This is a genomic window from Thermus neutrinimicus (assembly GCF_022760955.1).
GTDB lineage: Bacteria > Deinococcota > Deinococci > Deinococcales > Thermaceae > Thermus > Thermus neutrinimicus.
In genome coordinates, this window is the sequence record NZ_JAKTNU010000001.1 from 140,344 (window position 1) to 166,740 (window position 26,397).

The following is a 26,397-nucleotide window of genomic DNA, read 5'->3' on the forward strand; positions in this document are numbered from 1 at the left end:
CCATTGTATACTTGCCCTCGTGCCCTTGCGTTTGGGACACCGCGGCGCCCCTCGCCTGGCGGCAGGCGGGGCCCAGGCCTATGTGGAAAATACCCTGGAGGCCTTTCGCCAGGCCTTGGAGGCCGGGTTGGATGGATTTGAGCTGGACGTGCACCTCACCCGGGATGGGGTGTTGGTGGTGCACCATGACTTCACCCTAGGAGGCGTCCCTATTAGCGGAATTTCCTCTAAGGAGCTCCCGGCCTACGTGCCCCCCCTCGAGGAGGTGCTAAGGGCCTTCCCCGGGGTCTGGATCAACGTGGAGCTGAAAAGCCTTCCCCCGGAGACCGACGGCCGGGAGGAGGCCTTGGCCAGGCTTCTGGCCCGCTACCCCTCGGAAAGGATATGGGTGAGCTCCTTCGATCCCTTGGCCCTGGTGCGCCTTAAACGGCTTGGGGTGGGGCCCCTGGGCCTGCTTTACCAGCACGTGGAGGCCGAGGCCCTGGCCCCCTGCCTGGGGGTGGAGTGGGTGCATCCCGAGGCTTCCTTGCTCACGGAGGACAAGGTCAGGGAGCTTAAGGCCCGCTACCGGATCCTGGCCTGGACGGTGAACCGCCGCCAGCAAGCCCAAGAGCTTGCCGGCTGGGGCGTGGATGCCCTGGTGACCGATTTCCCGGAGGTCCTCGTATAATGGGGGGGCTATGGTGAACCTGAAGAGCCTTCCCGTGGGTAAGGGTGCGCCCGAGGTGGTGAACATGGTCATCGAGGTGCCCAGGGGTTCCGGGAACAAGTACGAGTACGATCCGGACCTTGGGGTTATCAAGCTGGACCGGGTTCTCCCCGGAGCCCAGTTCTATCCCGGGGACTACGGGTTCATTCCCTCCACCCTGGCCGAGGATGGGGATCCCCTGGACGGCCTTGTCCTTTCCACCTACCCCCTCTTGCCCGGGGTGGTGGTGGAGGTGCGGGTGGTGGGCCTCCTCCTCATGGAGGACGAGAAGGGTGGGGACGCTAAGGTCATCGGGGTGGTGGCGGAGGACCAGCGCCTGGACCACATCCAGGACATCGCCCATGTGCCCGAGGGGGTGAGGCAGGAGATCCAGCACTTCTTTGAGACCTACAAGGCCCTCGAGGCCAAGAAGGGCAAGTGGGTGAGGGTCACCGGCTGGCGGGACCGGCAGGCCGCCTTGGAGGAGGTGAGGGCCTGCATCGCCCGCTACGGGACCCGTTGAGGCCCGTCCCCGGGAGAAGCCGCGTGGCCTGGCCCAGGGGCCAGGCCTTTTTTTGGGCCTACAATGGGGTTGGAGGAGGCTTATGGTCTGCCCGGCATGCGGGGAAACCCTGGAGCTAGAGGGATACAAGGCGGGGGACCTCGTGGACTGCGAGGCCTGCGGGGCGGTTTTGCGCCTGCTTTCCGACGGTACCCTGGAGCTGGTGGAGGCCCCCCCCGAGGAGGAAGGGGAGGCCCTTTGGGGGCTTACCGCTTATGGGGAGGGGGAAGAGGCGGTTCTGATCTTTTCCGACGGTACCCTGGAGGAGGAGGTGCGGACCCTTAAGGCCGACCTCCTGGAGGCCCTGCGCCGCCTGGAGGAGGGGGTGGGGGAGGAACCCCCTAAGGAAGCCGAGGATGAGCCCAACCTGGAGCCCGACTACCTGACGGCCCACGTGGAAACCGACCAGGGCCCCATGGCCCTGCGCCGCGTCCTTTTCCCGGGAAGCCCGGACCTCTTGGAGTTCACCCTGCCCTCGGGCTCGGTGTACCAGTTCACCTTTCGCGAGGTCCAGGAGCTTCTAAAGCCCCTACTCCTCTAAGGTGCGCCTGGTCCTGGTACCCACCCCCATCGGCAACCTGGAGGACATCACCCTGCGGGCCCTGAGGGTGCTTCAGGAGGTGGAGGTGGTGGCCTGTGAGGACACCCGGCGTACCGGGCTCCTCCTCCGCCACTACGGCATCCCTACCCCTACCCTGCGCCTGGACCAGCACACGCTGGGAAGGGCCAAGGAACTCCTTTCCCCTTACGCTTTCGTGGCCTACGCCACCGATGCCGGCACCCCGGGCATCTCCGATCCCGGGGCGGAGCTGGTGCGCCTGGCGTTAGAATGGGGCTGGCGGGTGGAAGCGCTTCCGGGCCCCACCGCCCTTATCCCCGCCTTGGTGGCCTCGGGCCTGCCCACCCACCGCTTCACCTTTGAGGGATTTCTGCCCAAGGGGGGCAGGGAGCGCAAGGAGCGGCTTCTGGCCCTGGCCCGGGAAGGGAGGACCGCGGTGCTTTACGAAAGCCCCCATCGCCTGCAGAGGACCCTGGAGGATCTCGTCTCCGTCTATGGCCCAAAGCACCCCGTGGCCGTGGCCCGGGAGATCAGCAAGGTGCACGAGGAGATCTTCCGGGGCCCCCTGGAGGAGGCCTGGAGGCACTTTCAAAACCCTAGGGGCGAGTTCGTCCTGGTGCTGGGGCCCAAGGAGGCGCCCCCTGTGGAGGCCAAGCGGGCCTTGGAGGAGCTGAAGGCCCAGGGCCTTAAGGGCAAGGAGCTTTTCCGGGCCCTTCTGGAGAGGGGGGTTCCCAGGAACGAGGCCTATCGCCTGGCCCTGAAAGGGGAGAAGGAGCCATTGGAGGAGGGGGAATGAAGCGCATAGGGGTGTTTACTTCCGGCGGCGATGCCCCGGGGATGAATGCGGCCATCAGGGCCGTGGTGCGCCAGGCCTATGCCTTGGGCCTCGAGGTGATCGGCATCCGCCGGGGCTATGCGGGCATGGTCCTGGGGGAGATGGTGCCCTTGGGGGTGCGGGATGTGGCCAACATCCTCCAGCGGGGGGGGACCATCCTCCTCACCGCAAGGAGCCAGGAGTTCCTGACGGAGGAGGGAAGGGTCAAGGCGGCGGAGAGGCTCAAAGCGGCGGGGATCGAGGGCCTGGTGGCCATCGGGGGGGATGGTACCTTCCGCGGGGCCATGCGGCTTTTGGAGGAGCACAGGATTCCCGTGGTGGGGGTGCCCGGCACCATCGACAACGACCTCTACGGCACCGACTACACCATCGGCTTTGACACCGCGGTGAACACGGCCCTCGAGGCCATAGACCGCATCCGAGACACCGCGGCCAGCCACGAGCGGGTCTTCTTCATCGAGGTCATGGGGCGGGACTCTGGATTCATCGCCTTGGATGTGGGGCTGGCCGGGGGGGCCGAGGTGATCGCCGTGCCCGAGGAGCCCGTGGACCCCAGGGCCATCGCCGAGGGGCTTCTGGAGTCCCTACGCCGGGGTAAGTCCAGCTCCATCGTGGTGGTGGCGGAAGGGGCCTACCCTGGAGGGGCCGCGGGGCTTCTTGCCGCCATTAGGGAGCACGTGCCGGTGGAGGCCCGGGTCACGGTCCTGGGCCATATCCAGCGGGGCGGGAGCCCCACCGCCAAGGACCGCATCCTGGCCAGCCGCCTGGGGGCGGCGGCGGTGGAGGCCTTGGCCGGGGGGACCAGTGGGGTCATGGTGGGGGAGGTGGAGGGGGAGGTGGAGCTCACCCCCCTCAAGGAGGCGGTGGAGCGCAAGAAGGACATCAACCGCACCCTTTTGGCCCTATCGCGGGTTTTGGCCCTCTAGGTGGCCTTACGGCTGGCCTAGGCCGAGGCCCCGCCTGAGCCAGGGGGAGGACCAGGCCAGGTGGAAGGCTTCCCGGCCGAAGGGGCTTTGGCTCACCCCGTCGTATACCGCGGTGGGAAGGTTGAGGGAGGGGTAGCGGAGGCTTCCGGCGGCGGTTTTTTCCCAGGGATAGCCGGTCCAGATGGCCAGGGCCAGAAATAGGCCCAAAAGGAGCCCTCCCAGGGAGCCCAGGAGGACCTCGAGGCCCTGGGAAAGGGAGGGAAGGGGGAGGCTTTTGGCTAAAAGCCCCAGGGCGATCCCCAGGCCCAAACCCCACCAGGGGCCGGCAAACCCCGCCTGGGCCAAGAGGAGGTAGAGCACCACCCCAAGCCCGGCGAAGGCCCCTTGGAGGCCACTTCGGTAGCCCCAGGCCAGGGCCACGGCCAGGCTTAGGAGAGCCAGGAGGTCCACCCAGGTGAGCATGCCCCCAGTCTACCCTAGCCCCGGATATCCCAGCCCCGGGCCCTTAAGGCCGCCAGCAGGCGGGCCATGGCCTCCTCCACCTCCTCGTCCTTGAGGGTGCGCTGGGGATGGCGGAAGCGCAGGTGGAAGGCCAGGCTTTTCTCCCCTTCCCTAAGGGGCGGGCCCTGGTAGAGGTCAAAGAGCCGAAGGCTTTCCAGGTAGGGCCCCGCCGCTTGGCGCAGGAGGGCCTCCACCTCCCCGTAGGGTGTGGCCTCGGGAACCACCACCGCCAGGTCCCTGAGGGCTAAGGGGTAGCGGGAGGGGTCCTGGAAGCGGAAGGGCCTCTCGGGGAGGGGTAGGGAAAGCTCAAAGATATGGACTGGGGGAAGCTCCAAGGCCTTGAGGATCTCCGGGTGCACCTGGCCCAGGAACCCCTTTTCCTCCCCGGCCACCCACACCTTCCCCGAGACGCCGGGGTGGAGGAAGGGGTAGGGATGGGCCTCCACCCCTAGGTCCAGGCCCAGTTGGTCTAAGAGGGCCTCCAAAAGCCCTTTGAGAAGGGCGTAGCCGGAGAGTTTCTCCCCATGGGGAAGCCCCAGGCCTTCCCCGAAGAGGAGGCCTGCCAGGTGGGTTTCCTCCCTGGCCCAAGGCCCCTCCTTGGTGAAAACCCTGCCCACCTCAAAGAGGAGGGCCCTTTCCGGGCGGTCCAGGGCCAGGTTCTCCCGAAGGAGCTTTAGGAGGCCGGGGAAGAGGTGGGTCCTAAGGGCAGCTTTTTCCGGACTCAAGGGGTTTTTGAGGCGCCAGGGGGGTGGGGAGAGGCGGAAGAGGGAGGCCTCCTCCGGGTCCATGAAGCTGTAGGTGTAAACCTCCTGGAAGCCCAGGCCCGAAAGGAGCTCCCGCAGGCGGCGCTCCCTTTGGTAGGGCCTTTCCACCCCCCGGTTATCGGGGGCGGGGAAGAAGGCGGGAAGGTCCAGGGGAATGGTCTCGTAGCCCTGGATTCGGGCGATCTCCTCCACCAGGTCCTCTTCCAGCTCGAGGTCCAGGCGGCGGCTTGGGGGTGTGACCCGGTAGGGACCCTCCCCCTCCACCCGGCAGCCCAGGCGCCTTAGGATGGCAAGCTGCTCCTCCTCCGGGTACTGGGTCCCGAGGAGCTGGTTGGCGTAATCGGGGCGAAAGGGGATGGGCCTAGGCGCCTGGGGGCTTCCTTCCTCCAGGATGGTCTCCGCCACCCGGGCCCCCGCCAGGGTCTGGAGGAGGCTTAGGGCCCTTTGGGCTGCGGGTACCTGGCCCAAGGGGTCCACCCCCCGCTCGAAGCGGTAGCTGGCCTCGGTGCGGAGGCCATGCCGCCTGGCGGTTTTGCGGATGGAAACGGGGTCAAACTGGGCCACCTCCAGGGCGATGGCCCGGGTGTCCTCCTTCACCTCGCTTTCCGCACCCCCCATGACCCCGGCAAGGCCGAGGGGGAAGCTTTCCTCACCCCGGTAGCCGGCGATCACCAGGTCCTCCGGGTGGAGTTCCCTTTCCACCCCGTCCAGGGTGACGAGCCGTTCCCCGGGCTTGGCCCGGCGCACCAGGATTCCCTCCCCCACGAAGCGGAGGTCAAAGGCGTGCATGGGCTGGGCCCGCTCCAGCATCACGTAGTTGGTGACGTCCACCACGTTGCTTATGGGCCTCATCCCGCAGGCGAAAAGGATCCGCTGTAACCAGAGGGGGCTTGGCCCCACCTGGAGGCCGGAGGCGTAGGAAAGGGTGAAGTGGGGGGCCCCTTGGGGGTCATCCACCCTGAGGCCAAAGGGTAGGGGAACCTTCTCCGTTTCCAGCCGCACCTGGGGCAGGACCAGGCTGTAGCCCAAGGCGTGGAGGTCCAAGGCCAGGCCCAGGATTCCCAGGGCATCCGGCCGGTTGGGGGTGACCTCTATGTCCAGCACCACCTCTTCCGGCCAGGCCTCGGCCAGGGGGGTGCCGGGGGGAAGGGCACCGGGGGGGAACTCCAGGAGCCCGCCGCCGTACTCTCCCACCCCCAGCTCCCTGGGGGAGAGGGCCATGCCGTGGGAGACCACCCCCTGGATGGTCCTTTCCCCGACTTTGAGCCCCTTTACCTCCGTGCCGGGAAGGGCCAGGGCCACCCCGATCCCCGCGCGGGCGTTTCCCGCCCCCGAGACCACCTCCACCACCCTTCCCGCATCCAGGACCAGGCGTTTCAGGTGGGTTTCGGGGATGGGGTGGGCCTCGAGGACCTGGGCGTAGACCACGCCTTTGGGCATCTGGAAGATCCTCTCCATGCGGTCGGTTTCAAAACCGAGGCCTGCTAGCCGCTCCTCCAGCACCTCGGGGCTTTCCAGCTCGGGCACGTAGCTTTTCAGCCAGGTAAAGGGCACCCTCATAAAATCCCCCGGAACTGCTCCAAGAACTTAAGCCTTCCCCCGAAGAAGTAGCGGATGTCGGGGATGTTGTAGCGAAGCATGGCCAGGCGCTCCACCCCGAGCCCAAAGGCGAAGCCCGTGACCCCCTGGTACGCGGGAGGGAGGCCCAAGGCTCCTCGGTACTCGTCCACCGCCTGGAAGACCTTGGGGTGGACCATCCCGGCCCCCCCCAGCTCCAGCCACTTCCTTCCCTCGGGCCACCAGATGGCGAACTGGGCCCCGGGCTCCACAAAGGGGAAGTACACGGGTTGGAAGCGCACCCGGGACTCGGGGCCGTAGAGGGCCTGGGCCAGCTCGTAAATGGCCCCCTTCAGATGGGCCATGGTGATCCCTTCCCCCACCACCAGGCCTTCCAGCTGGTGGAAGACCGCCTCATGGGTGGCGTCGGTCTGCTCGAAGCGGAAAACCCGCCCCGGCACCACGATGCGGAAGGGGGGGGTGTGGGCCACCATGTAGCGCACCTGCATGGGGGAGGTGTGGGTGCGAAGCAAGAGCCTTCCCCTCACCTCCTCCCCCAAGGGGCCGGGGAGGCTGTGCCCTTCCCCTTCTAGCCAGAAGGTGTCCCACATGTCCCGGGCCGGGTGGTGTTCGGGGATGTTCAGGGCGTCGAAGTTGAAGAACTCGCTTTCCACCTCGGGGCCTTCCACCGCCTGGTAGCCCAGGGAGCGGAAGATCTCCACCAGCTCCCGCTCCATGAGGGTGATGGGGTGGAGCCCCCCGGAAAAGACCTCCACCCCGGGTAAGGAGACATCCTGGCGCTCCCTTTCCAGGGCCCTTTTCAGCTCCTCTTCCACCAGGGCCTTTTCCCGCTCCTCCAGGGCCCTTTCGATGACCTCCTTAAGGGCGTTCAGGATCTGGCCCTTTTCTTTCCTTTCCTCCAGGGGAAGGCTGGCAAGGGCCTTCATCTCCTGGGTGAGGAGGCCCTTTTTGCCCAGGTAGCGGGCCCTCAGGGCCTTTAGGGCCTCGAGGTCCTGGGCTTCTTGGATGGCGGCTAGGGCTTCTTGCTCGAGCTCCCGCATCCTTTAGAGAATACCCTGCCCCGTCCTTGGCGTGGGGGGCAAGGGCGGGGCAGGTGCCCCTACTCCCAGAAAGGCCGGAAAATAGTCCCTGTCTACCCTTTTGATTCCCAGGCGGGAACCTTAGATCCTAAAGCGCTTGGGCAAGCTTCTGGAAGGCCTCGGGGGGCTTTGGGGCCCTGCCCCCATCCGCCCAGGAAAAGCGGAGGTCCCTCAAGGGACCCTCCCCCACCCCCATCCCCTGGGGGAAGAGGGGCCTAAGGTCCAGGGGTCTGGCCTCCGCCCCGCCGAAGGCCTCTTGGAAGCGGGCTACCTCCTTCTCGTGGCCGAAGTGGAAGGCGTAAAGCCACCACCTCCCTTCTTCCAGGAGGGCGAAGAGGAAGCGGGGGCTGGGGGTAAGCTCCGGAAACTCTCCAGCAAAGGGCTTCTTTAAAAAGACGGAGGCCTGCCCCGGCCTCAGGCGGAAGACCACCTCGAGGGCCTGTCCCAACAGGCCAAAGCTTCCCACAAAGGGGCGTACCAGGTCGTAGCCCTGCACGTTCTTCACCACCACCCCCCCGGCCCGCACCACCCTTCCCCTAGGGGTCTTAAAGGTCAGGCCCAGGACTTCTGCGGGAAAGAAGAAGGTCTGGCCAAAGCCCCCCCGTTCCACAAGCCCCCCTACCCCGCCGGGGAGTTCCACCGGGGGGAAAGGGGGGTAAAGCCGCGTGCCGGATAGCCTTTCGTACACGGAAAGAAGCCCGGCTTCCCCGGGGGCCACCAGGTACTGGTCGGCAGCGTGGAGCTCCATGGGGTTATGGTAGCGGGCGAAGGCCCCCAGCAAAAAGGGACTACCTGACGGGGGCCAGGAGGAGGGCGACCAGGCCCAGGGCCATCCCCACCGCCACCGCCAAGGGGAAGCTATGGAGAAAAAGGGGATAAAGGAGCCCTGCCAGAGTGCCTCCCAGGTAGAAGGCGGCCACGTAGGTGCCGCTTACCCCCGCGCCCCTTCTTCCCGCGGCACCCGAGGCCAGGCTTTGGGCGGTGAAGAGGGCGGCCATCAGGAGCACGAACCCCAGGACCAGGCCTAGGGGTGGCAGGAGCAGGAGCCCCAGGGCGAGGAGGACCAGGGAGAAGGCCAGGCGAAAGGTGGCTACCGCCCCGAACCGGCGGGCCAGGGGTCCGGAAAGGGCGCTTCCTGGGATGCCGAAAAGGTAGGCCAGGTACACGAGCCCCACCTCCCCTGGGCGGAAGCCCAGTTCCAGGAGGCGGTAGGGGAGAAGGTTGGCCAGGAAAAGGTTCAGGAAAAGGAGGACCGCGCCCACCAGGTACAGGGGGAAGGCGGAAAGGTCGTATCTTGGCCTGCCCAGGGAGGGAAGCCCCGCGGGAGCCCGGAGGAGGGCGAGGCCCAGGAGAAGGGCGGGCAGGGAAAGGAGGAGGAGGGCCTCCCTCACCCCGACCACGTCCGCCAAAACCCCCGCCAGCACCCGGCCCAGGCCCCCGCCCAGAACGTTCCCCGCCATGTACACCCCGGCCATCTCCCAGGCCTTCTGCGGGAAGAGGAGGGGGATGAGGGCGATGGCCAGGGTGGGCACGAGGGCAGCCCCCACTCCTTGGAGGATGCGGCAAAGGGTCCACAGGAAAAGGCTCGGGCTAAGGGCCCCCAGCACCCCCCCTAGGCCCACCAAAAGAAGGCCCCCGCCCAACAGGGTACCCGCGGGCAGGCCCAGGCGGGGTACCCAAGGGGAAAGGAGGACCAGAAGCAAGAGGGGGAGGCCCATGCCTGGCCCTGCGGCCCCCGGAGAAGCCGCGAAGAGTTTTTCCAGAAGGGGCAACAGGGGCACCACCGCGTAGAGGGTGCTGTAGAGGGCTACCCCAGAGAGCGCCACCGCCCACCCCATCCCCCTTATCCTATGGTCAGCATGCGCCTTCTTCAGGTGGCCTTGCCCCTGCCCCTTCCCCCCATGACCTACCTGCCCCCCCTGGGCCCAAAGGGGGTAGATGGGGAAGAGGCCCTGGGGAAGCGGGTGGCGGTGCCCTGGCGAGGGGAGGTGCGGGTGGGGGTGGTGGTGGGGGAAGGTGGCAGGCCGAGCCATGCCCTACGGCATGCCATCGCCTACCTGGACTCGAGGCCCTATCTGCGCCCGGAGGAGATCCTTTTCCTGGAGGAGGCCGCCCGCTACCTCTTTGCCCCCTTGGGCCAGGTGCTTGCCGATTTCCTGCCCCCTTTCCCCGAGCTAAAGCACCGGGTGCGCCTCTACCCGGGGGCGGACCCAGCCCTTCTGCCCAAGGGGCTGGAGAGCCTTATCACCTGGCAGGAGGCCAAGGGCTTTGACCCCAGGCTCTTGGATTACCTGCGGGAGGCTGGGGTTTTGCAGGAGGAGGTGGGCTTCAAGGAGGGGAGACGGGTCCTCCTCCCCTTGCAGGAGCGCCATCCCGAGCCCCTTTTGGACGCCATCTTGCAGGTGCTCCGCTCCTTGGGGCAGGCGGAGAGCCTGGCGGCCTTGGCCCGGGCCGCCGGGGTGGGGGTGGGCCGGGTAAAGAGGCTTCTCGCCGAGGGGTATATCGGTTACGGAGCCCCCAGGGAACCCTCCCCCCAGGGCGAACCCCTGGAACCCCTTTTCCTGCCGGAAAGGCCAGAGAGGCTCAACGGGGGAAGGTTTGGGGAGAGGATGCGCCTCCTGGCGGGCCTGGTGAGCGCGGGAAGCCACCTGGTCCTCTTCCCCGAGGTGAGCCTTTTGGAGCGCTTCCTTCGCCACTTTCCCCAGGCTAGGCCCTACCACGGGGGCCTTTCCCGGGAGGCGCGGGAGGCCCTTTTTCGAAATCCCGGGGGCTTGGTTTTCGCCACCTATGGCGGGCTACTCCTCCCCTTCACCCCGGATTCCCTGGTGGTGGTGGAGGAGGGTAGCGAAAGCTACAAGCTTCCCTCGGGAAGCAGGGCCTTTGTACCCCCCTTGGCGGAGCTAAGGGCCAGGCTTTTGGGCGTGCCCCTCACCTACCTTTCCCTGGTTCCCGCGGTGGAGGTCTTGGAAAAGCCGGGCCTGGCCTTTCCCGTGCCCAGGCCGAGGCTTCTCCTGGTGGACCTGAGGAGGGAAAAGGGGTATCCCCTTGCGGGCAGGGCCTGGGCCCTTCTAAGGCAGGTGGAGGAGAAAGGGCGGCAGGCCCTGGTCCTTTCTTCCCGCCTGGGCTATAGCGCCCTCCTCCTCTGCGCTGACTGCGGGTACAAGCCCACCTGCCCCAACTGCGCCCTTCCCTTGCGCTACCACAAGGGGGGAAAGGGAGAGCTGGTCTGCCACCAGTGCGGCCACCGCCAGCCTCCCCCGGCCCTGTGCCCGGAGTGTGGCTCCCCCCTCCTCGAGCCCAAGGGGCCGGGGCTGGAGTGGCTAGAGGAGGAGCTGAAGGGGCGCCTTTCCCTGCCCGTGTACCGCTACTCCAAGGAGGGGAAGGACGACCTGGGCCCCCTTCTTGCGGGGGAGCCTGGGGTGGTGGTGGGCACCACCGCCTTACTCCGGGGCCCGGTGCTCCCCGAGCTGGCCTTGGTCCTCCTGCCCTATGCGGATGGCTTCCTCTACGATGCCGACTTCCGCGCCGCCGAGCGGTACCATCGCCTGCTTTGGGCCCTTACCGAGCTGAGGCCGGGAAGAAGGCCCCTTCTGGTCCTCCAGACCTACACCCCCGACCACCCAGCCCACGAGGCGCTTTTGCAGGGAAGCGTGGAGGCCTTCCCCTGGAGGGAAAAGGCCCTGCGGGAGGCCCTGGACTACCCCCCCAAGGTGCGGATGGTGAAGCTGGAGGTGGCCCACCGCAAGGAGGAGCGGGCCCTCGAGGAGGCCTATGCCCTCCTCTCCGCCCTGAAGGGGGTGGCCCGGGAGGGGGAGGTGCTGGGCCCGGCCCCTGGCCCGGTGCCCCGGGTGAAGGGGCTGTACGTCTTCCACCTCCTCCTAAAGGGAAGCACGGAGCGGCTTAGGGAGCTTCTTTCCCGCCTGGACCGCCGTCGCTTCAAGCTGGACCCCGATCCCCACCGCTTTGTGGGGCTTTTGGAGGATTAGCATGGAGCACGCCGTGGCGTCCTTGGAGGCCCGCGCCTGGATAGAGGTGGACCTCAAGGCCCTCGAGGCCAACTGGCTTCTCCTTAAGGCCAAGGCCAGGGGGGAGGTCATTCCCGTCCTCAAGGCCGAGGCCTACGGGCATGGGGCCCTGCCCCTGGCCCGGTTCCTCTTCCAAAAGGGGGCCAGGCGGGTGGCGGTGGCCACGGTGGGGGAGGGAAAGGCCCTAAGGCATGGGGGTGTGGCCGGGGAGATCCTCCTCTTGGGTAGCCTCCACCCCTTGGAGGCGGAAGAGGCCCTGCGCCTGGGCCTGGTGCCCACCCTTTCCACCCTCGAGGCGGCCCAGGCCCTGGCGGGAAGGGCCCAGGCCCTGGGGATTAGGCCTAGGGCCCACCTCAAGGTGGACACGGGGATGAACCGGGTGGGCTTCCCCTGGGAAAAGGCCAAGGAGGCCCTACGGGCCGTGGAAGCCCTGGGGATAAGGGTGGAGGGAGTCTATTCCCACCTGGCCACCGCTGGGGAGGACGAGGCCTTCCTCGAGGTGCAAAGAAGCCGTTTCCAAAGGGTGAAGGAGGCTTTGGGGGAAGGCCCCTTCTACCACCTGGAAAACTCCCACGGGCTTCTCCTCCACGGGGGGGAGAACGTGCGGGTTGGCCTTGCCCTCTATGGCCTCATCCCGGGCTTCGGCCTAAAGCCCATCCTCCGCCTCCGTGCCCGGCCCACCCTGGTGAAGAGGCTCAAGGCGGGTGACCGGGTGGGCTACGGAGGGGAGTACGTGGCCCGGGGTGGGGAGTGGCTTTTGACCTTGCCCGTGGGTTATGCCGATGGCCTCCCCCGGGGGGCGGTGCGCTTCGTGAAGGGCCCCGAAGGAGGCCTTTACCCGGTGGCGGGCCGCATCTCCATGGACCAGACCACGGTCCTTTCCCCGGGGCCCTGGCCCCTGGAGGCGGTCTTGGAGGTGCTCTCCCCGGATTTCGGCCCCACGGGGCTTTGCGCCTGGGCCGAGGCCCGGGGGACCATCCCTTATGAGGTGGCGGTGCACCTTTCCCGGAGGCTTCCCAGGGTTTATCGCTACGGGGAGGAGGTGCGGGAGGTTCTAAACTAAAGGGGTGCAGGCGGTGCGCCTTTTCCAGGGCTACCTCTGGCATCCCCGGGGGCTTGCCCTGGACCCCATGGGCCTCCTTCCCCAGGAGGTGGAAGGGGCCAGGCTTCTCCTGGACGAGGTGCCGCCCCCCACGCCCTTCTTTGAGGACGGCACCCCCACCCACACCCAGCGCTTCTACCAGCTCACCCTTCTCCTCCTCACCGAGGAGGCACCCGAGGCCTTGAAGCCCGTGGCCCAGGCCCTGGCCCCCATCCTTCAGGGGATGTTGGAGGGGCTTCCCCGGGAGGTGGGCTGGCTTCTTTTGGAGGACCTGCGCCCCCTCTAGCCCTTGCGGAGGAGAAAGGCCAGGAGGAGGGAGGCCCCACCCAGGGCAAAGGCCAGAAGGCTTTCCCTCCTAAGGGCCAACCCCTTGGGCCTTAGGGGCTTTAGGATTCCGGTTTCGTAGGCCCTCACTTGGTCCCGGGGGTCTTCCGCCAGAAGGTCCACCACCGGGGGGCTTCCCGGGGGGGCCCCCAGGGTCCAGGGGCCCCCTTCGGGGCTGGTGGGTCGCAGGTACCAGGGGGCAAAGGGATCAAAGAGGCCCACGGCCCCGTAGTAACCGTAAGGCCCCGGGGGAAGCCCGGTGTCCACCGCCACCCAGTCCCCTTCCCGCCACACCCTCAGGGGCGTCCGTTCCCCGGTGGGGGTGCGCTTTTCCCCGCCAAACCCCGTGAGGACATAGGCCGCCTCAAAGCCCTGGCCGTGGGGGGTGGAAAGCCCGGGGAGCAGGGTTTCCTCTCCCCCCTCCCCCGTGTCCAGCCAGAGGACCACCGTGGCCAGGCTGAAGCCCAAAGGACCCTCGAGGGGGTTCGGGTAGCGGCTCAGCCGTACCCTTAGGACCAGCCTCCCCTCCCGTTCTTCCCCCGCCAGGGCCAGGAGGTCAGCATAGCCCTCCCCCGCCTCCTGGAAAAGGGCGGCCCGGGGATAGAGGTAGGCCAGGCCTTGGTCGTCGCCCAGGGGGTCCTGGAAGAGGAACAGCACGCCCAACTTTATACCAGGGAAACCAGGGCCTTCACCACCTTTTGCGGATCGTGCTGGGCCAAGGGACCCTCCTCCCGGAAGTCCCCGGCCATCACCCGCACCCCGTCCACGGCGAAGGGCCTCGGGTCAAAGGCCACGGGGAAACGCCCTTCCTCGGCATAGCGCCTCAGGACCTCCTCGGGAATGGGGGCGGTGTGCACCAGCACCGCCTCGGGCCTCCTGCCCAGATGGTAGGCGATGGCCTTGTAATGGTCGTAAGCGGTGTAGCCATCGGTTTCCCCGGGCTCGGTCATGAGGTTCACCACATAGACCAGGGGCGCCTTGGCCTTGGCCAGGGCCTCCAGGAGGGGCTTGGGCAGAAAGCTGGGGATGACGCTGGTGTAGAGGCTTCCCGGACCCAGGACCAGGAGGTCCGCCGAGCGGATGGCCCTAAGGGCCTCCTCCATGACCCGCTTGGGTTCGGGTTCCAGGAAGACTTCCCGGATCCGTCCCACCCTCTCCCGGATGGCCACCTCCCCCACCACCTCCGTGCCGTCCCGGAAGCGGGCCTTAAGCCGCACCGCCTCGGGGGTGGCGGGAAAGACCTGGCCCCTCAGCTGCAGGATGGCGTTGGCCTCGAGGATGGCCTCGGCGAAATCCTTGGCCTCCTGGTTCAGGGTTAGCAGGAAGAGGTTGCCGAAGGTGTGGCCCTTAAACTCCCCTTCTTGGAAGCGGTGGTGCAGGAGCTTGGGAAGGGCGGGGTGGTCGGAAAGGGCCGCCAAGCAGTCCACCAGATCCCCCACCGCCGGCAGGCCAAAAGCCAGCCGGAGGCGGCCCGTGGAGCCCCCGTCGTCGGTCACCGCCACGATGGCGGTGGTGTTGGCCGTGTGCTCCTTTAGACCCCTAAGCACCCGGGAAAGCCCGGTCCCGCCGCCAAAGGCCACCACCTTGGGGCCTTGCTCCAGCCTCCTGCGCACGTAGACCCTTTCCGGCACCGCCTCGGGCTCGGTGAGGGCGGAGAGCATGCTGCGGTTCATGCTCCTTATCCCTCCCACCAGGAGGGCCAGGCCCAGGAGGACGAGGCCCAGGGCCCAGGGCTTTGGGGGTGGGGAAGGGAGGAAGCGGGCTAGGCCGTAGGCCATGAGGAGAATTCCCAGGCCCGCCAAGGCGGCGTAGCGCTTGACCCGCATCCCCGGATAAAGCCAGCGAAGCGGGGGAAAGCGCCGGGCAAGTCCTTGGGCTACCCGGTACACCACCTCGTCACCCTTCCTTGTCCACATCCCGGTGGCTCACCTCCGCCCGGAAGCGGCTTGAGAGCTCCTCGGCGAGCCGCTCGGCCACGGCCACGCTCCGGTGCCTCCCCCCCGTGCACCCCACGGCCACGGTGTAAAAGGCCCTTCCCTCCGCCTTGGCCCCTTCCGCCGCCAGCCCCACCACCGCCAGAAGGGCCCGGTAGTAGGGCTCGTGCTCTTCCCGGAACACATAGGCCTGCACCTCGGGGTCCAGCCCCGTCTTGGGCTTGAGGCCGGGGTCGTAGTGGGGGTTGGGCAAGGGGCGCACGTCCAGGACCAGGTCGGCCTCCTGGGGTGGGCCCCACTTGAAGCCAAAGGAGATGAGGCGCAGGAGAAAGCCCGCCTCCTCCCCCAAAAAGCGCACCAGGGCGTCCTTTAGGGCCCTTGGGGAAAGCTCCGAGGTGTCCAGGACCAGGTGGGCCCTGGCCCTTAGAGGTCCCAGGATCCGGCGCTCCTCCCCGATCTCCCGCATGAGGTTCCCTGCCCCTAGGGGGTGGACCCTACGGGTCAGGTTGTAGCGGCGTAAGAGGACCTCGGGGCGGGCCTCGAGGTAGACCACGGTGGGCTTGAGCTGGTCCAGGGCCCTTTCCAGATCCCCAAAGAAGGCTAAGGCCCGGGCGTCCAGCACCACCCCGGCCCGCTCCACCCCCCTTTGGGCCAGCTCCTGCAAGAGGGCTTCCCATAGGCCCGGAGGGAGGTTGTCCACCATGAAGTAGCCCAGGTCCTCCAGGTACCCCTTGGCCGTGGTCTTGCCCGCCCCGGAAAGCCCTGAAAGCACCAGAAACCGCATCCCCTTGACTATACCCGTCCTCTGAGCCAGAGGTTGAAAAGGGAAAGGAGGAAAAGCCCGGGAAGCCCCACCACCCCGATGAGGAGGTCGTGGGTGCGCTCCACCACGAGAAGGGGAAAGCCTCCGATGGCGTTCAGGGTTCCGTGAAGGAGGGCTGGGGCCACCACGGAACCGCCTCTTTCCCGCACCCAGAGGAGGGAGGGGGTCAGGGCCAGGGTGAAGAGGATCATCATGGGTACGCCCAGGTAGGGCTCCCTGGGGTAGTTGTGGCCGGCCAGGACGAGGGGAGCGTGCCATAATCCCCACCAGAAGCCAATCTCCAGGCTGGCGGGCCAGAGGCCCCGCTCCTTAAGCCCCTCCCAGAGGTATCCTCGCCACAGGAGCTCCTCCCCCAAGGCGGCCAAGAGGTTCGCCGTGGCCCCCGCCACCAGGGCGGCGAGGATCAGGACCAGGGGGAAAAGCGTCCAGAGGGTTTCCGGGATCGCCTGGGCTGCATCCTGGGGTAGGGTTTGCCGGAGGGCTTCCCATCCTTTCCAGGCGCCGAAGGGAAGGCTTAGGGGAATGGAAAGCAGGGTGAGGGCCACGGGAAAGAGCCAGGCGAAAAGCCAGTAGCGGTTGGGCCTCAAGGCAAGGGGGAGGCGCATTCCCTCCTTGCGGGCGAAGTACAGGGCCACCAGGCCGGGAATCCACATGTAAAGGAAGCCAAAGGCCACGTAGGCAGGGCTCTCCACCCGCCCGCCCAACAGGTAAAAGACCAGGAAGGCCACCCAGGAAAGCCCCAGGGCCCAGTAAAGGGCTCTCATGTCCCCTCCTTCCACCTCAACAAAGGCAGGGGGTCTTCCGGGTTGAGAAGAAGGCCTGCCCCGTTTTTAAGTACCAGGAGCACTCCCTCCCCCCGCCTGGCTCCCACGAAGGCCTCCACGGGTAGCCCCTCCAGGCGGAGCCTCCTGCGGTGGAAGCCAGGCATGGAGACCTCCCCCCGAAGGCTCCACCAGGGAAGGGCGAAGGAAAGGAGTCTTACCTCCACCACCTCGGAACGGTGAACCGTGCGTGGGCCCAAGGGCTGGTGGACGGTGAGCACCGGGCTGTTAAGCTCATAGAAAAGCCTTTGGGGGAATCCCGAGAGCCAGTAGAGGAGGCCCCCCGTTAGGAAGAGGTCTACTAGGAGGAAACCAAGGAGGAGGGGGAGGTTTTCTGGATCCTCCCGGGCAGCCATGAGGATGACCCCACCCAGGGCCGAAAGGAGGAGTAGGAAGAGGGCTAGGAAAAACCTTCTAGGGTTCCCTTCCCTCCTCGGATAAAGCCTCATCCTTCCACCTCCCCGCCTTCTTGGCGGCTTCTTTGAGAAGGTATTCTATCTGGGCGTTCACGCTTCGTAGCTCGTCCTGGGCCCATTTCTCCAGCACCCGGTAGAGCCTTGGGTCAAGCCTCAAGAGGAAGCGTTTCTTCTCCTTTTCTCTCACCCCATCCCCTTCAGGTGTACAGGGTACCCACGTTCATCACCGGCTGGGCCTGGGCCTCGGCCACCAGGGCCACCATGAGGTTATTCACCATGGCTGCCCGGCGCTCCTCGTCCAGGGCGATACCCTGGGCCTCGAGGCCCGAAAGGGCCTCCTTCACCATGTTGGTGGCCGCCTCTACGATGAGCTTCCTGGCTGCCACCACCGCCAGGGCCTGCTGGCGGCGGAGCATGGCCTGGGCTACCTCCGGGGCGTAGGCCAGGTGGGTGAGGCGGGCCTCCAGGACCTCCACCCCTGCCACCCTCAGGCGCTCCTGCACCTCCGCCTTAAGCTCTTCGGCGATTTCCTCGGGGTTTCCTCTTAAAGACTTGCCCTCGGCATCATAGGGGTAGCGGCTCGCCAGGGCCCGGATGGCCGCCTCCGACTGTATGGCCACGAAGCTCTGGTAGTTCTCCACCTGGAAGAGGGCTTTGGCCGTATCCACCACCCGCCACACCACCACGGCGGCGATCTCAATGGGGTTGCCGTGGGCATCGTTCACCTTGAGCCGGTCCGAAGTGAAGTTGTGAACCCTTAGGGTGATCCGCTTCCTTTGGGCTAGGGGGTTGGCGAAGTGAAAGCCCTCATCCCGGATGCTACCCACATAGCGTCCCAGAAAGACTAGGGCCACCGCCTCGTTGGGCTGCACGGTGAAAAGCCCTCCTACCAAGAGCCCCGAGGCGAGAAGGGCAAAGACGACGTGCCAGAGATAGAAAAGCTCCCTCTCGCTCAACAGCCGAACCCCTCCCCAGCCCAACCAAAGAAGGGCCAAGAGGAGGGCCAAAAGGGCCAGAAAGCCGCTTTGCCGCCACGCTGTGGTTTCCTTTACCTCGCGCATACCGCCTCCTTCTAGTTCCTAAAGACCACCTCTTCCCGGGCGAAGACCCGCACGGCATAGAAGAGGGCAAGGCCTGCGTAGACCAAGGTGGAGCCCCAGGTAAGGCCTGCCTGCAGGGGGTTTGCCATTCCCTTCAGGAGGGCGTCCATGAGGAGGGCCACGTTGAAAAGGGGGACCAAGTGGTGCCAGGGTTCCAGTTCAAAAAAGCCCCGGAATTGGAGAAAGAGCAGGGGAAAGAGGGCTAAAAGCTGGAGGGGAGCCATGTAGCTTTGGGCCTCCTTGAAGCTTCGGGCGTAGAGCCCTAGCCCCACCATCACCGCTCCCATGAGCAGGGCCAAAAGGAAGGCGGAGAGGAAAAGGGCCAGGAAGCTGGCGCCATCCAAGGCCACCCGCCCCCCTAGCTCCAGGGTATGTCCGGTTTCGGTGGGCAGGCCTGAGCCCAGGGCGCTTGCGATAGCCCCGCCGAGGGTCAGCCCCAAAAGCCCGGACGTTCCGGACAGGAGAGCCAGGGCCACCGCGGCCAGGGTCTTGCCCAGGGCCAGGTGCCAAAGGGGCACCGGAGCCATGAGGAGGGCCTCGAGGGTCCCCTTCTCCTTTTCCCCCGCGGTGGCGTCCACCGCCACCACCTGTCCACCCGTGAGAACGAAAACCACCAGGAAGAAGGGGAGGAGAAAACCCAAAAGGCCCCCAGCCCTTTCCCGTTCCGGGGAGGCATCCACCACCTCTACCTGGAAGGGGTTGAGAACCTGGTAGGGGATGCCCCTCCTGGCCAAGGCCTCAGCCACCTTGGCTTCCCTGAGCGTTTGCAGGGCCCCTTGTACCTTCCCCACCGCCACTTGCCCCTCCGTGAGCCACCCAGCAAGGCGGCCGTAGACCCGGTACACCCCCTTCTCGTAGCGGACGCCCACGGGATACTTCCCCTCCCGCACGGCTCCCTCGGGATCGGGGTGGGCTTTAGGGGATAGCCCGGCCCGCTCCAGGGCGCGGAGGGCGTCTTGGGGTAGGTTCAGGACCGCCACCTCCTGCTCCTTCTCCTGAGCGCCCTGGATTAACCTTTGGAGGACCAGGGTGGGCCCGAACATGAAAAGGGGCATGAGCAGGACAGGCAGGACGAGGGTGGAGAAGACCAGCTTGCGGTCGCGGAAAACCTGCACGAGCTCCTTCCAAAAGATGCGGTGGATAGGCTTCATGCGGCCCCCCTTACCCTGCGCACGAACGCCTGTTCCAGGCTTCCTTCTCCCAAGGCCAGGGCTTCTTCCTTGCTTCCCTCATAGACCAGCCTGCCCTGGTGCAAAAAGCCTACCCGGTCCGCCACCTCCTCCGCCTCCGCCATCACGTGGGTGGAGTAGACGATGGTGTTGCCCAGCTGGCGGTAGGCCTTAACGAAGTCCAGAAGCGCCCTACGGGCAAAGACGTCCAGCCCGGCCGTGGCCTCGTCCAAGAGGAGGACGGGGGGACGGTGGAGGATGGCCCGGGCGATGACCACCTTTTGCCGCATGCCGGTGGACATCTCCATGACCTTTCGCTCCAGGGTTTCCTCCATTTCCAAAAGACCCACCGCCCAATCCAACGCCTCCTGAAAGGCCCGGCCCTCGAGGCCGTAAAACCCGGCAAAGAACCGCAGTACCTCCCGCCCGGTAAGGCGGTCGTACACCCGCATCCCCCCGTTGACCAGGCCCAGGCGCCGGCGCACCTCGAGGGGTTCTTGGACCACATCAAACCCCGCCACCCTGGCCCTGCCCTTGGTGGGGCGGATGAGGGTGGAGAGAATCCGCAAGGTGGTGGTCTTCCCAGCCCCGTTAGGGCCTAGGAGGGCATAGACCTCCCCAGGAGCCACCTGGAAGGAAAGCTCCTTGACCGCTTGGTGCTGGCCGTAAACCTTGCTGAGGAGGGTGACCTCAATCATATATCTAAGTGATATCACACCGCCTGACCCAGGTCAAGGGCTAGGATGCAGGACTCCGCAGCCCGGGAGCCCTTCATGACACCCTCCTGACCGTTGGGCCTTAGGCTCAGGCCATGAAGATCCTGGTAACCAACGACGACGGCATCTTTAGCCCTGGGCTTTGGGCTCTGGCGGAGTCGGCAAGCCGGTTTGGGGAGGTCTATGTGGTGGCCCCCGACGTGGAGCAGAGCGGGGTGGGCCACGCCATCACCATCGCCCACCCCGTGCGGGCCTTTCCCCACCCGGCCCCCCTGCCGGGGCCCCACTTCCCCGCCTACCGGGTGCGGGGCACCCCGGCGGACTGCGTGGCCCTGGGCCTCCATCTTTTCGGCCCCGTGGACCTGGTCCTTTCGGGGATCAACCTGGGGAGCAACCTGGGCCACGAGATCTGGCACTCGGGGACCGTGGCCGCTGCCAAGCAGGGAAGGCTTTTTGGCCTCTCCGCCGCCGCCTTCAGCACCCCCATGAACGGGCAAGGCCCGGACTTTTCCGCCCTGAGGCCCTGGGTGGAGCGGGTTCTCGAGGTCCTGCTGAGGCTGGAGCGGCCTTTTTTGGTGAACGTGAACCTGCCCCATAGGCCCAAGGGCTTCCTGTGGACCCGGCAGTCGGTGCGGGCCTACGAGGGGGTAGTGGTGGAGGGAGAAGACCCCATGGGCCGCCCCCTCTATTGGTTTGCCGCCAGGCCCTTGAAGGAGGCGGAGGAGGGCACGGACCGCTGGGCGGTGGAGCAGGGGTTCATCGCGGCTACCCCTTTAAGGCTGGACCTCACCGATGAGGCCCGGCTGCAACCGGCCCTTGCCCATGATTAGCGTCCTCATCCCCACCCGGTACCGGCCAGGCCATCTGCGCCAGGCCTTGGCCTCCCTTCTGCGGCAGACCTTTCCCCGGTTTGAGGCGGTGGTGGTGGACGATGGGGATGGGGAGGGAATGGGGGTGGTGGCCTCCTTGGCCGACCCACGGCTACGGGCTTTCCCCAACCCTGGGCGGGGCCAGGTGGAGGCCCGGCAGCACGCCCTGGCCCAGGCCCGGGGGGAGGCAGTTCTTTTCCTGGACGACGACGATCTTCTCCTGGACCCCGCCTACCTCTACCGGGTTTGGCGCGTCCTCTCCCAGGAGGAGGCCCTGGTGTACGGGGAGGGGGTCTTGGACCTGGGCTTTTGGGAGATCCCCTTCCGCCCGGGGGAGCCCGGGGACTGGATCCTGAGGGACAACCGCATCCTGGCCTCGGGTACGGCGTTGCCCCTTAGGCTCCTCAGGAAGCTTGGGGGTCTTGACCCCAGCCTGGGGGATTACTGGGACTGGGACCTTTGGCTTCGAGCCTACCGGGCGGGGTTCCCCTTCCGCTACCTGAAGGGGAGGGGGATAGGGATAAGGGTCCACGGGGACAACCAGAGCCACGGGAACCGCCTCGAGGAGCGCCGCCTTTTCCTGGAGCACCTTTGCCGCAAGCATGGACTACCGCCTTTGCAGCTTAAGGATCACCTGGTTCTGGCCCTCGAGGCCCAGGCCGCGAAGGAAAGCCTGGCGCCGGCCTTATGCCCTCCGGGCATAGCCCCTCTTTAGAAGGCAGGTTAGGGCCTAAGGCCCTCCCCATAGGCTACCGAAGGCAGGGAGAAGGCCCAGGTGGGCCGGTTATCCCTTCCCTCGGATGGGGGCCATAGGGAAGGCGGCTAACCTTTTCGCCCTTTCTTCGAGGGGTTCCCTTTGCAAAGCAGCCGTCAGGGCCTCGGCCAGGGCCGCTGCCTCCTCGTCGGGCACTTCCAGGAGGTACTCCCGCAAAAGCCCCAGGAGCACCATCCCGTCCTGGAAGGAGCCCAGCTCCTCCTGGAGCTTCTTTTCCTCCCGGGTGGATAGCCCTAGGAACTCCTTGGCGTAGCGGAGGCGCCTAAGGGCCCGCCGGTAAGCGTGGAGGGCCTCAGGGCTAGGGTTTTCCCGCAGGTCCCTAAACCGCTTCTGGAGGCGCTTGGCCAGGCGGGATAACCCCCTGGTGGCGGTCCTTTCCCCCAAGGGGGGGAGTGCGGCCAGGGCCCGAAGCAAGGCCTCGGTCCAAGGGGAGGCCAGGAGGTCCGGCAGGCGGGCGCGGGCTTTCTTTAGCTCCCTTTCCAGGAAGTCCCGGAAGCCCTCGGGTAAGGTTTCCTTGGCCAGGGCCACCTCCAGGTCCCGCACCCGACCCGTGCCCCTTAGGAGGCGCTTTAGGTCGTCCTGGAGTACCCTAAAGCCCAGCAGGTCCAGGTATGCCCTGAGCCTCCGGGCGGCCACCCGCACCTGGTGCACCCCCTCGGGGTCCTCCCCGGAAAGGGCCAGGGGGATGTGGGTCCTAAGGTGTTCCGTCCAGGCTCGGGCGTCCCTCACAGGCGGAAGACCTTGGGCGGCAAGAGGGCCTTGAGGGCCATCCCTCCGGGCACGGGGCGGCCCTCCAGCCAGGCCACCCCTCCCTTCTTCAGGACAAAGCGGGTTCCCAGGGTCGCTTGGGCCGAGGCTCCGGCGAAGTCTCCGAAAAGAAGCCAGGCCAAAAGGGCGGAGAGGTAGGGCTCGTGTCCCACCAGGGCTACCCGCCCCTCCTGGGGTAGTTCCTCCAGAAGGGCCACGGAGGGCGGGGCGGCCAGGTGGGGGGTTATCCGCACCTCCCCTTCCAGAAGGTCGGTGAGGAGCTCGGCGGTTTCCAAGGCCCGCCTCTTGGGGCTGGTGAGGATCAGGTCCAGCTCCACCCCCAGCCCCCAAAGGCCCCGCACCACCTTGCGGAACCGCCGCACCCCCTTGGGGGTCAGGGGGCGAAGGTCGTCGGCGGTTTCCTCATCTGGGTGCGGGGTTCCTTCAGGGGAAGCTTCCACCGCCTCGGCCGGTAGGGCGCGGGCATGGCGTACCAGGAAGAGTTCCATGGGAACATTATGCCCCTCCTCCTGGCGGGGGGCCAAGGCTCAGGGTTTTAGAGGGGCCCCATTTTGTCGGGACGGATGCGGGGCACGGCTTAGGTCCTGCCATAATGGGGTTGCATGAAGGCCATGACCTTCTGGGTCAAGCCGCAAAGCTCCATCGAGGCCTTGCCTGAGGCCAGGGAGCTGGTGCAGGACCTCCTGGAGCTCTTTTACGAGTACTTCCCTGAGTATGAAGGTTGCCTGGGGTTTTCCCAGTCCCCGAGAAGGCCCCGCTACCTCTTTCTCTACATGGAAGGTCCTTGTGGGGGGCTTCTGCCCCTAGCGGCCCTTTTCCTTAAAGACCTTTTGGAAACCGCCTTTCCCGGGGCCGAGGTGAGGGTATACGGGAAGCCTTGGCCCTAGCGCCTCTTCTTCACCAGCCACCCCTCCTCCCGCACTCCCTCCCGGGCGTTTACCACCCGGGCCAGGACGAAGAGGAGGTCGGAAAGGCGGTTGAGGTAGCGGATGGCCTCCGGGTTCACCGGTTCCTCCCGGCTTAGGGCCACCACCTTGCGCTCGGCCCGGCGCACCACGGTGCGGGCCAGGTGCAAAGCCGCCGCTGCCGGGTGCCCCCCGGGGAGGATGAAGCCCTGGAAAGGAGGGCTTTCCTCCATGTAGCGGTCGATGGCCCCTTCCAGCGCCTCCACATCCTGGGCGTCCATGCGGGCGATGTTCTTCTCGTAGGGGCTGCCCATGCGGGTGGCTAGGTCGGCCCCCAGGTCAAAGAGGGCGTTTTGGATACGCTCCAGGAGGTCGTGTAGGTCCAGGTGTTCCGGAGGAAGCAGGCTTCGGGCCAGGCCCAAGGCGGAGTTGGCCTCGTCCACGGTGCCGTAGGCCTCCACCCGGGGATGGGCCTTTACCACCCGCTCGGCCCCGTAAAGGCCGGTTTCCCCGGCATCCCCCGTCTTGGTGTAGATCTTCATGCCCCCATTGTAGGGCCTGTCGGAAAAAACTCTCCCCGGGTTTCCCCGGGGATTTTGGCGGGCCCGAGAGGATTCGAACCCCTGACCTGCTGATCCGTAGTCAGCCGCTCTATCCAACTGAGCTACGGGCCCAAGCCGACCCTCAAGGTAGCATGGGAAAGCCCTCCTTGTCAATAATGGGGTTGGTGCGGGATAAGCGTCTGGAAGCCCAACTTCTCCTTCTTCGTTCGGGAGCCCAGGACCCTCGAGGACCTCCACACCGCCCTCCATGCCCTACGCCCTGGCCTTCGCAAGGCCACCCTCTTCGCCCTTTTGGTGCGGCTTAGGCGGGAGGGGAGGGTGGCCTTTTGCCAGGGGCGTTTCTCAGCGAGGGAGGGAAAGGACGCGAACATTTAACCCATCGGTAAGCTGGATCTCCCACTGCCCCCCTGGAGGGAGGTCCCTAAGGGCAAACCGCACCTCCCCTGCCCGGTGCCAAAGGCCCAAGGCGGTGCGGGTGCCGTCCTTGGCTATGTGGACGAGGGAGAAATAGGGGTAGCCCTGGACCCTGGCCACCAGGAACTCCCCTTCTTCCCTCAGCTCCACCTGGGGTTCGGCCAGGGGAAGCAGGGGACCCACCGCTTCTTTGAGGAGCTGGGATCCCAGGTAAAGCCCCACCCGCCCGTAAGGCCCCAGGGGCAACCGGGCCTGGAAGTGGAGGATGCCCTCAGAGTCCCTCAGGACGAACACCGGGGCCTCCAGGGTTTCCCCGGTGGGCTTTGTCCCCCGCAGGCGGTAAGGGGAGGCTTCCCCCTCCGGGGAGGTTGCTATCCGAAGGGGTGGGTTGAACAGCACCTCCCCTTGGGCCATGCGCCCGGAGAAGAGGAGGCCCTCCTCCGGAAGGGACTGGGGTTTTGGCGGAGAGGCTTCCAGGAAACCTTGAGCCCCTCCGTAGGTGTAGTCGGAAATCCATTGGGGGCCGCAGTAGCTCATGAGGTCATAGAGTTGGCCCGGGTCCTTTAGGGAACCGTCGGCTAGGTCGTAGCCCCAGGTGCCAATCTTGCCGTCCGTATAGGGATAGTTGGGGTCGCCGGACACCCCACAAGGGGCGTGTTCCCGGCCAAAGTTATGCCCCAGCTCGTGGGCCATTACCCTAGGAGCACTCTGGGGGTAGTCCCAGCCCACGGCCACGGGATGCCTCAGGTAGCCGATCCCGGCGATGCCCGAGGTGTAGGAAACCTTGACGAAGCCATAGTAGTAGCGCCCGCTTCCATCAGCCTGGCGCAGGATGCGCAGTTCGTCTAGGAGCTGGGACCAGGCATTTGCATCACTAGGACTCAGGGTTCCGGAGAAGGTATAGGGCGCGCGGGTGGTGGAGGAGACCTCCTTGAGGGGCCAGATGCGCCAAAGGGTCTGGCCGAAGCTGGGCACCTGGGCTTGTTGCCCTTGATGGATTACGGGCACCGCGGTCAGGTAAAGCACCGTGCCCGCACCCACGTTGGGGGTAAGGGTTAAGAGGTTGTCGCCCTCGTCGCTCTCAGTCACCTGGTCTTGGGGATCGGCCCGGAGTTCCACTCGTAGGCTCGAGGCCACCCAGCTTTCCGGTAGGGTGGCGGTGCAGGTGGTGGCGAGGCTTCCGGGGTCGGTGGCGGTGGGGATGGGGTTCGGGCAGGTAAAGGCCAGGTTGCCTTGGAAGGTGCTCCCCAGGTACACCGCTCCCGCCAGGGGGTTGCTTAAGGACATGGGGGAAGGGCTTGCCAGGAGGTGGACCCGAAGCAAGGCGGGCTTACCCGATACCAGGCGCAGGTTCTCCTTGAGCACGGTCTGCCCCCACTCGGCCTTAGCGATGCGCAGATTGACTTGGGAGGCTGCCGTGACCGTCAGGCTCAGGTTCGCCGTCTTGCTGAGGTTCCCCGCGGTGGCCTTCACCCTGAGGGGGTAGGTCCCCGTGGCCACGCTGCTATCCACGCTCAAGGTGAGGGCCTGGGTCACCGGGCCATTCCCCGTCACGCTCAGGCCGTTGGGGGAGAGGGTGATGCCACTTGGGGCTGGGCTCCCGTCCTGCCCTTCCAGGGTGAGGTTTACCTGCCCGGTGAAGCCGTTTTGGGGGGTGAGGGTGAGGGTCGTGGTCCCGCTACCTCCTTGCTGCACCGTGAGGCTGGTGGGGTTCAGGGAAATGGTGAAGTCCGGAGCGGGGGGCGGTGGCGCCTGCACGGTGAGGCTCAGGTTCGCCGTCTTGGTGAGGCTACCCGAGGTGGCCTTTACCCGGAGGGCGTAGGTGCCAGGCTGGACGCTTTGGGCCACTGCCACTGTTAGGGCCTGGGTCACGGGGCTAGTACCCGTCACGCTCAGGCTGGTAGGACTCAGAGTGATGCCGCTTGGGGCATTGCCGTTTTGGTTCTCCAGGGTCAGGGCCACCGTCCCCGTAAATCCGTTCTTGGGGGTGAGGGTGAGGGTAGTGGTTTGGCTTTGCCCTTGGGCAACGGAAAGGGAGGAGGGCTTTAGTTCAAGCTGGAGGTCGCCAGTGGGGCGGTTGGGAAATAGGCTGTTGCAAGCCCCCAGGAGGAGTACCCAGACCAAGGCAAGGGACACCCGTGGGCCCATCCCCATAACCCTAGCCGATGCATGGGCCCGGAG

At 66.3% G+C, this 26,397-nt stretch carries 29 protein-coding genes and 1 tRNA gene; 11 read left to right on the forward strand and 19 right to left on the reverse strand.

Going from position 1 to position 26,397, the window contains the following annotated elements; translation table 11 throughout:
* Nucleotides 1-19: 19 nt before the first annotated feature.
* The 5 genes from L0C59_RS00735 to pfkA all read left to right on the forward strand — a co-directional run bounded on the left by L0C59_RS00735 (nt 20) and on the right by pfkA (nt 3,570).
* A complete protein-coding gene (locus tag L0C59_RS00735; RefSeq protein WP_243089246.1) occupies nt 20-670 on the forward strand; it encodes a glycerophosphodiester phosphodiesterase in 651 nt (216 codons plus the stop codon).
* Between the two features lie 10 nt (nt 671-680).
* Nucleotides 681-1,211 (forward strand): inorganic diphosphatase, encoded by a 531-nt coding sequence (locus L0C59_RS00740; RefSeq protein WP_243089247.1) that lies wholly within the window; start codon nt 681-683, stop codon nt 1,209-1,211.
* 82 nt (nt 1,212-1,293) lie between these two features.
* Nucleotides 1,294-1,791 (forward strand): TFIIB-type zinc ribbon-containing protein, encoded by a 498-nt coding sequence (locus tag L0C59_RS00745; RefSeq protein WP_243089248.1) that lies wholly within the window; start codon nt 1,294-1,296, stop codon nt 1,789-1,791.
* A 1-nt stretch (nt 1,792) separates the two neighbouring features.
* A complete protein-coding gene (gene rsmI, locus L0C59_RS00750; protein ID WP_243089249.1) occupies nt 1,793-2,605 on the forward strand; it encodes a 16S rRNA (cytidine(1402)-2'-O)-methyltransferase in 813 nt (270 codons plus the stop codon).
* Nucleotides 2,602-3,570: a 6-phosphofructokinase gene (pfkA, locus tag L0C59_RS00755; protein WP_243089250.1), complete on the forward strand. Its 969-nt coding sequence runs from the start codon at nt 2,602-2,604 to the stop codon at nt 3,568-3,570. Before rsmI ends, pfkA begins: the two co-directional genes overlap by 4 nt.
* Nucleotides 3,571-3,576: 6 nt before the next feature.
* On the opposite strand, the gene L0C59_RS00760 is transcribed toward pfkA, so the two are convergent.
* The 5 genes from L0C59_RS00760 to L0C59_RS00780 all read right to left on the reverse strand — a co-directional run bounded on the left by L0C59_RS00760 (nt 3,577) and on the right by L0C59_RS00780 (nt 9,330).
* Nucleotides 3,577-4,032, reverse strand: coding sequence for a hypothetical protein (locus tag L0C59_RS00760; RefSeq protein ID WP_243089251.1), 456 nt, complete (start codon nt 4,030-4,032; stop codon nt 3,577-3,579).
* A gap of 14 nt (nt 4,033-4,046) precedes the next feature.
* Nucleotides 4,047-6,395 (reverse strand): phenylalanine--tRNA ligase subunit beta, encoded by a 2,349-nt coding sequence (pheT, locus tag L0C59_RS00765; protein WP_243089252.1) that lies wholly within the window; start codon nt 6,393-6,395, stop codon nt 4,047-4,049.
* Complete coding sequence (gene pheS, locus L0C59_RS00770) at nt 6,392-7,453, reverse strand: phenylalanine--tRNA ligase subunit alpha (protein WP_243089253.1); 1,062 nt, start codon at nt 7,451-7,453, stop codon at nt 6,392-6,394. The genes pheT and pheS overlap by 4 nt, the downstream gene beginning before the upstream one ends.
* 127 nt (nt 7,454-7,580) lie before the next feature.
* Complete coding sequence (locus L0C59_RS00775) at nt 7,581-8,240, reverse strand: DUF5639 domain-containing protein (RefSeq protein ID WP_243089254.1); 660 nt, start codon at nt 8,238-8,240, stop codon at nt 7,581-7,583.
* Nucleotides 8,241-8,280: 40 nt separating this feature from the next.
* On the reverse strand, nt 8,281-9,330 hold the full coding sequence (locus tag L0C59_RS00780; RefSeq protein WP_243089255.1) for an MFS transporter: 1,050 nt from the start codon (nt 9,328-9,330) through the stop codon (nt 8,281-8,283).
* A gap of 21 nt (nt 9,331-9,351) precedes the next feature.
* Here L0C59_RS00780 and L0C59_RS00785 point away from each other — a divergent pair, with 21 nt between their 5' ends.
* From L0C59_RS00785 to L0C59_RS00795, 3 genes are read left to right on the forward strand one after another with little or no spacing between them, the layout of a single operon-like run.
* Entirely contained in the window at nt 9,352-11,478 is a 2,127-nt protein-coding gene (locus tag L0C59_RS00785) for a primosomal protein N' family DNA-binding protein (RefSeq protein ID WP_243089256.1), read from the forward strand.
* A gap of 1 nt (nt 11,479) precedes the next feature.
* Nucleotides 11,480-12,580, forward strand: a complete 1,101-nt coding sequence (alr, locus tag L0C59_RS00790) for an alanine racemase (RefSeq protein ID WP_243089257.1) — start codon at nt 11,480-11,482, stop codon at nt 12,578-12,580.
* Between the two features lie 4 nt (nt 12,581-12,584).
* Nucleotides 12,585-12,905 (forward strand): DUF3208 domain-containing protein, encoded by a 321-nt coding sequence (locus L0C59_RS00795; RefSeq protein WP_243089258.1) that lies wholly within the window; start codon nt 12,585-12,587, stop codon nt 12,903-12,905.
* Here L0C59_RS00795 and L0C59_RS00800 read toward each other — a convergent pair.
* Genes L0C59_RS00800 through L0C59_RS00840 form a run of 9 tightly spaced genes read right to left on the reverse strand, consistent with a single transcriptional unit; the run spans nt 12,902 to nt 19,904 of the window.
* The gene (locus L0C59_RS00800) at nt 12,902-13,600 is read right to left on the reverse strand and encodes a glucodextranase DOMON-like domain-containing protein (protein WP_243089259.1); all 699 of its coding nucleotides are present in this window, start codon (nt 13,598-13,600) and stop codon (nt 12,902-12,904) included. The genes L0C59_RS00795 and L0C59_RS00800 overlap by 4 nt on opposite strands.
* An 8-nt stretch (nt 13,601-13,608) precedes the next feature.
* Nucleotides 13,609-14,859, reverse strand: coding sequence for a gluconeogenesis factor YvcK family protein (locus tag L0C59_RS00805; protein WP_243089260.1), 1,251 nt, complete (start codon nt 14,857-14,859; stop codon nt 13,609-13,611).
* Complete coding sequence (gene rapZ, locus L0C59_RS00810; protein WP_243089261.1) at nt 14,840-15,661, reverse strand: RNase adapter RapZ; 822 nt, start codon at nt 15,659-15,661, stop codon at nt 14,840-14,842. Before rapZ ends, L0C59_RS00805 begins: the two co-directional genes overlap by 20 nt.
* 8 nt (nt 15,662-15,669) lie before the next feature.
* Complete coding sequence (locus L0C59_RS00815) at nt 15,670-16,464, reverse strand: CPBP family glutamic-type intramembrane protease (RefSeq protein ID WP_243089262.1); 795 nt, start codon at nt 16,462-16,464, stop codon at nt 15,670-15,672.
* Nucleotides 16,461-16,970 (reverse strand): hypothetical protein, encoded by a 510-nt coding sequence (locus L0C59_RS00820; protein ID WP_243089263.1) that lies wholly within the window; start codon nt 16,968-16,970, stop codon nt 16,461-16,463. The genes L0C59_RS00815 and L0C59_RS00820 overlap by 4 nt, the downstream gene beginning before the upstream one ends.
* The gene (locus L0C59_RS00825; RefSeq protein WP_243089264.1) at nt 16,936-17,124 is read right to left on the reverse strand and encodes a type II toxin-antitoxin system antitoxin; all 189 of its coding nucleotides are present in this window, start codon (nt 17,122-17,124) and stop codon (nt 16,936-16,938) included. The genes L0C59_RS00820 and L0C59_RS00825 overlap by 35 nt, the downstream gene beginning before the upstream one ends.
* Before the next feature lie 10 nt (nt 17,125-17,134).
* Nucleotides 17,135-17,998: an SPFH domain-containing protein gene (locus tag L0C59_RS00830; protein WP_243089265.1), complete on the reverse strand. Its 864-nt coding sequence runs from the start codon at nt 17,996-17,998 to the stop codon at nt 17,135-17,137.
* An 11-nt stretch (nt 17,999-18,009) separates the two neighbouring features.
* Nucleotides 18,010-19,188 carry an ABC transporter permease gene (locus L0C59_RS00835; protein ID WP_243089266.1) on the reverse strand — a complete coding sequence of 393 codons (1,179 nt, stop codon included), beginning with the start codon at nt 19,186-19,188 and terminating at the stop codon, nt 18,010-18,012.
* The gene (locus L0C59_RS00840; protein ID WP_243089267.1) at nt 19,185-19,904 is read right to left on the reverse strand and encodes an ATP-binding cassette domain-containing protein; all 720 of its coding nucleotides are present in this window, start codon (nt 19,902-19,904) and stop codon (nt 19,185-19,187) included. The genes L0C59_RS00835 and L0C59_RS00840 overlap by 4 nt, the downstream gene beginning before the upstream one ends.
* A 113-nt stretch (nt 19,905-20,017) precedes the next feature.
* On the opposite strand from L0C59_RS00840, the gene surE reads away from it, so the two are divergent.
* Nucleotides 20,018-20,752, forward strand: a complete 735-nt coding sequence (surE, locus tag L0C59_RS00845) for a 5'/3'-nucleotidase SurE (RefSeq protein WP_243089268.1) — start codon at nt 20,018-20,020, stop codon at nt 20,750-20,752.
* Nucleotides 20,745-21,506 carry a glycosyltransferase family 2 protein gene (locus L0C59_RS00850; RefSeq protein WP_243089269.1) on the forward strand — a complete coding sequence of 254 codons (762 nt, stop codon included), beginning with the start codon at nt 20,745-20,747 and terminating at the stop codon, nt 21,504-21,506. The genes surE and L0C59_RS00850 overlap by 8 nt, the downstream gene beginning before the upstream one ends.
* Nucleotides 21,507-21,575: 69 nt before the next feature.
* Here the strand turns inward: L0C59_RS00850 and L0C59_RS00855 are convergent, their stop codons facing one another.
* On the reverse strand, nt 21,576-22,295 hold the full coding sequence (locus L0C59_RS00855; RefSeq protein ID WP_243089270.1) for a CHAD domain-containing protein: 720 nt from the start codon (nt 22,293-22,295) through the stop codon (nt 21,576-21,578).
* Nucleotides 22,292-22,822, reverse strand: coding sequence for a SixA phosphatase family protein (locus L0C59_RS00860; RefSeq protein WP_243089271.1), 531 nt, complete (start codon nt 22,820-22,822; stop codon nt 22,292-22,294). Before L0C59_RS00860 ends, L0C59_RS00855 begins: the two co-directional genes overlap by 4 nt.
* A gap of 114 nt (nt 22,823-22,936) precedes the next feature.
* On the opposite strand from L0C59_RS00860, the gene L0C59_RS00865 reads away from it, so the two are divergent.
* Entirely contained in the window at nt 22,937-23,221 is a 285-nt protein-coding gene (locus L0C59_RS00865; protein WP_243089272.1) for a hypothetical protein, read from the forward strand.
* Here L0C59_RS00865 and L0C59_RS00870 read toward each other — a convergent pair.
* The 3 genes from L0C59_RS00870 to L0C59_RS00880 all read right to left on the reverse strand — a co-directional run bounded on the left by L0C59_RS00870 (nt 23,218) and on the right by L0C59_RS00880 (nt 26,352).
* The gene (locus tag L0C59_RS00870) at nt 23,218-23,781 is read right to left on the reverse strand and encodes a cob(I)yrinic acid a,c-diamide adenosyltransferase (RefSeq protein ID WP_243089273.1); all 564 of its coding nucleotides are present in this window, start codon (nt 23,779-23,781) and stop codon (nt 23,218-23,220) included. The two genes, L0C59_RS00865 and L0C59_RS00870, sit on opposite strands and share 4 nt — an antisense overlap.
* Before the next feature lie 55 nt (nt 23,782-23,836).
* Nucleotides 23,837-23,913, reverse strand: a tRNA-Arg gene (locus L0C59_RS00875).
* Between the two features lie 231 nt (nt 23,914-24,144).
* Entirely contained in the window at nt 24,145-26,352 is a 2,208-nt protein-coding gene (locus L0C59_RS00880) for a M66 family metalloprotease (protein WP_243089274.1), read from the reverse strand.
* Nucleotides 26,353-26,397: the final 45 nt, after the last annotated feature.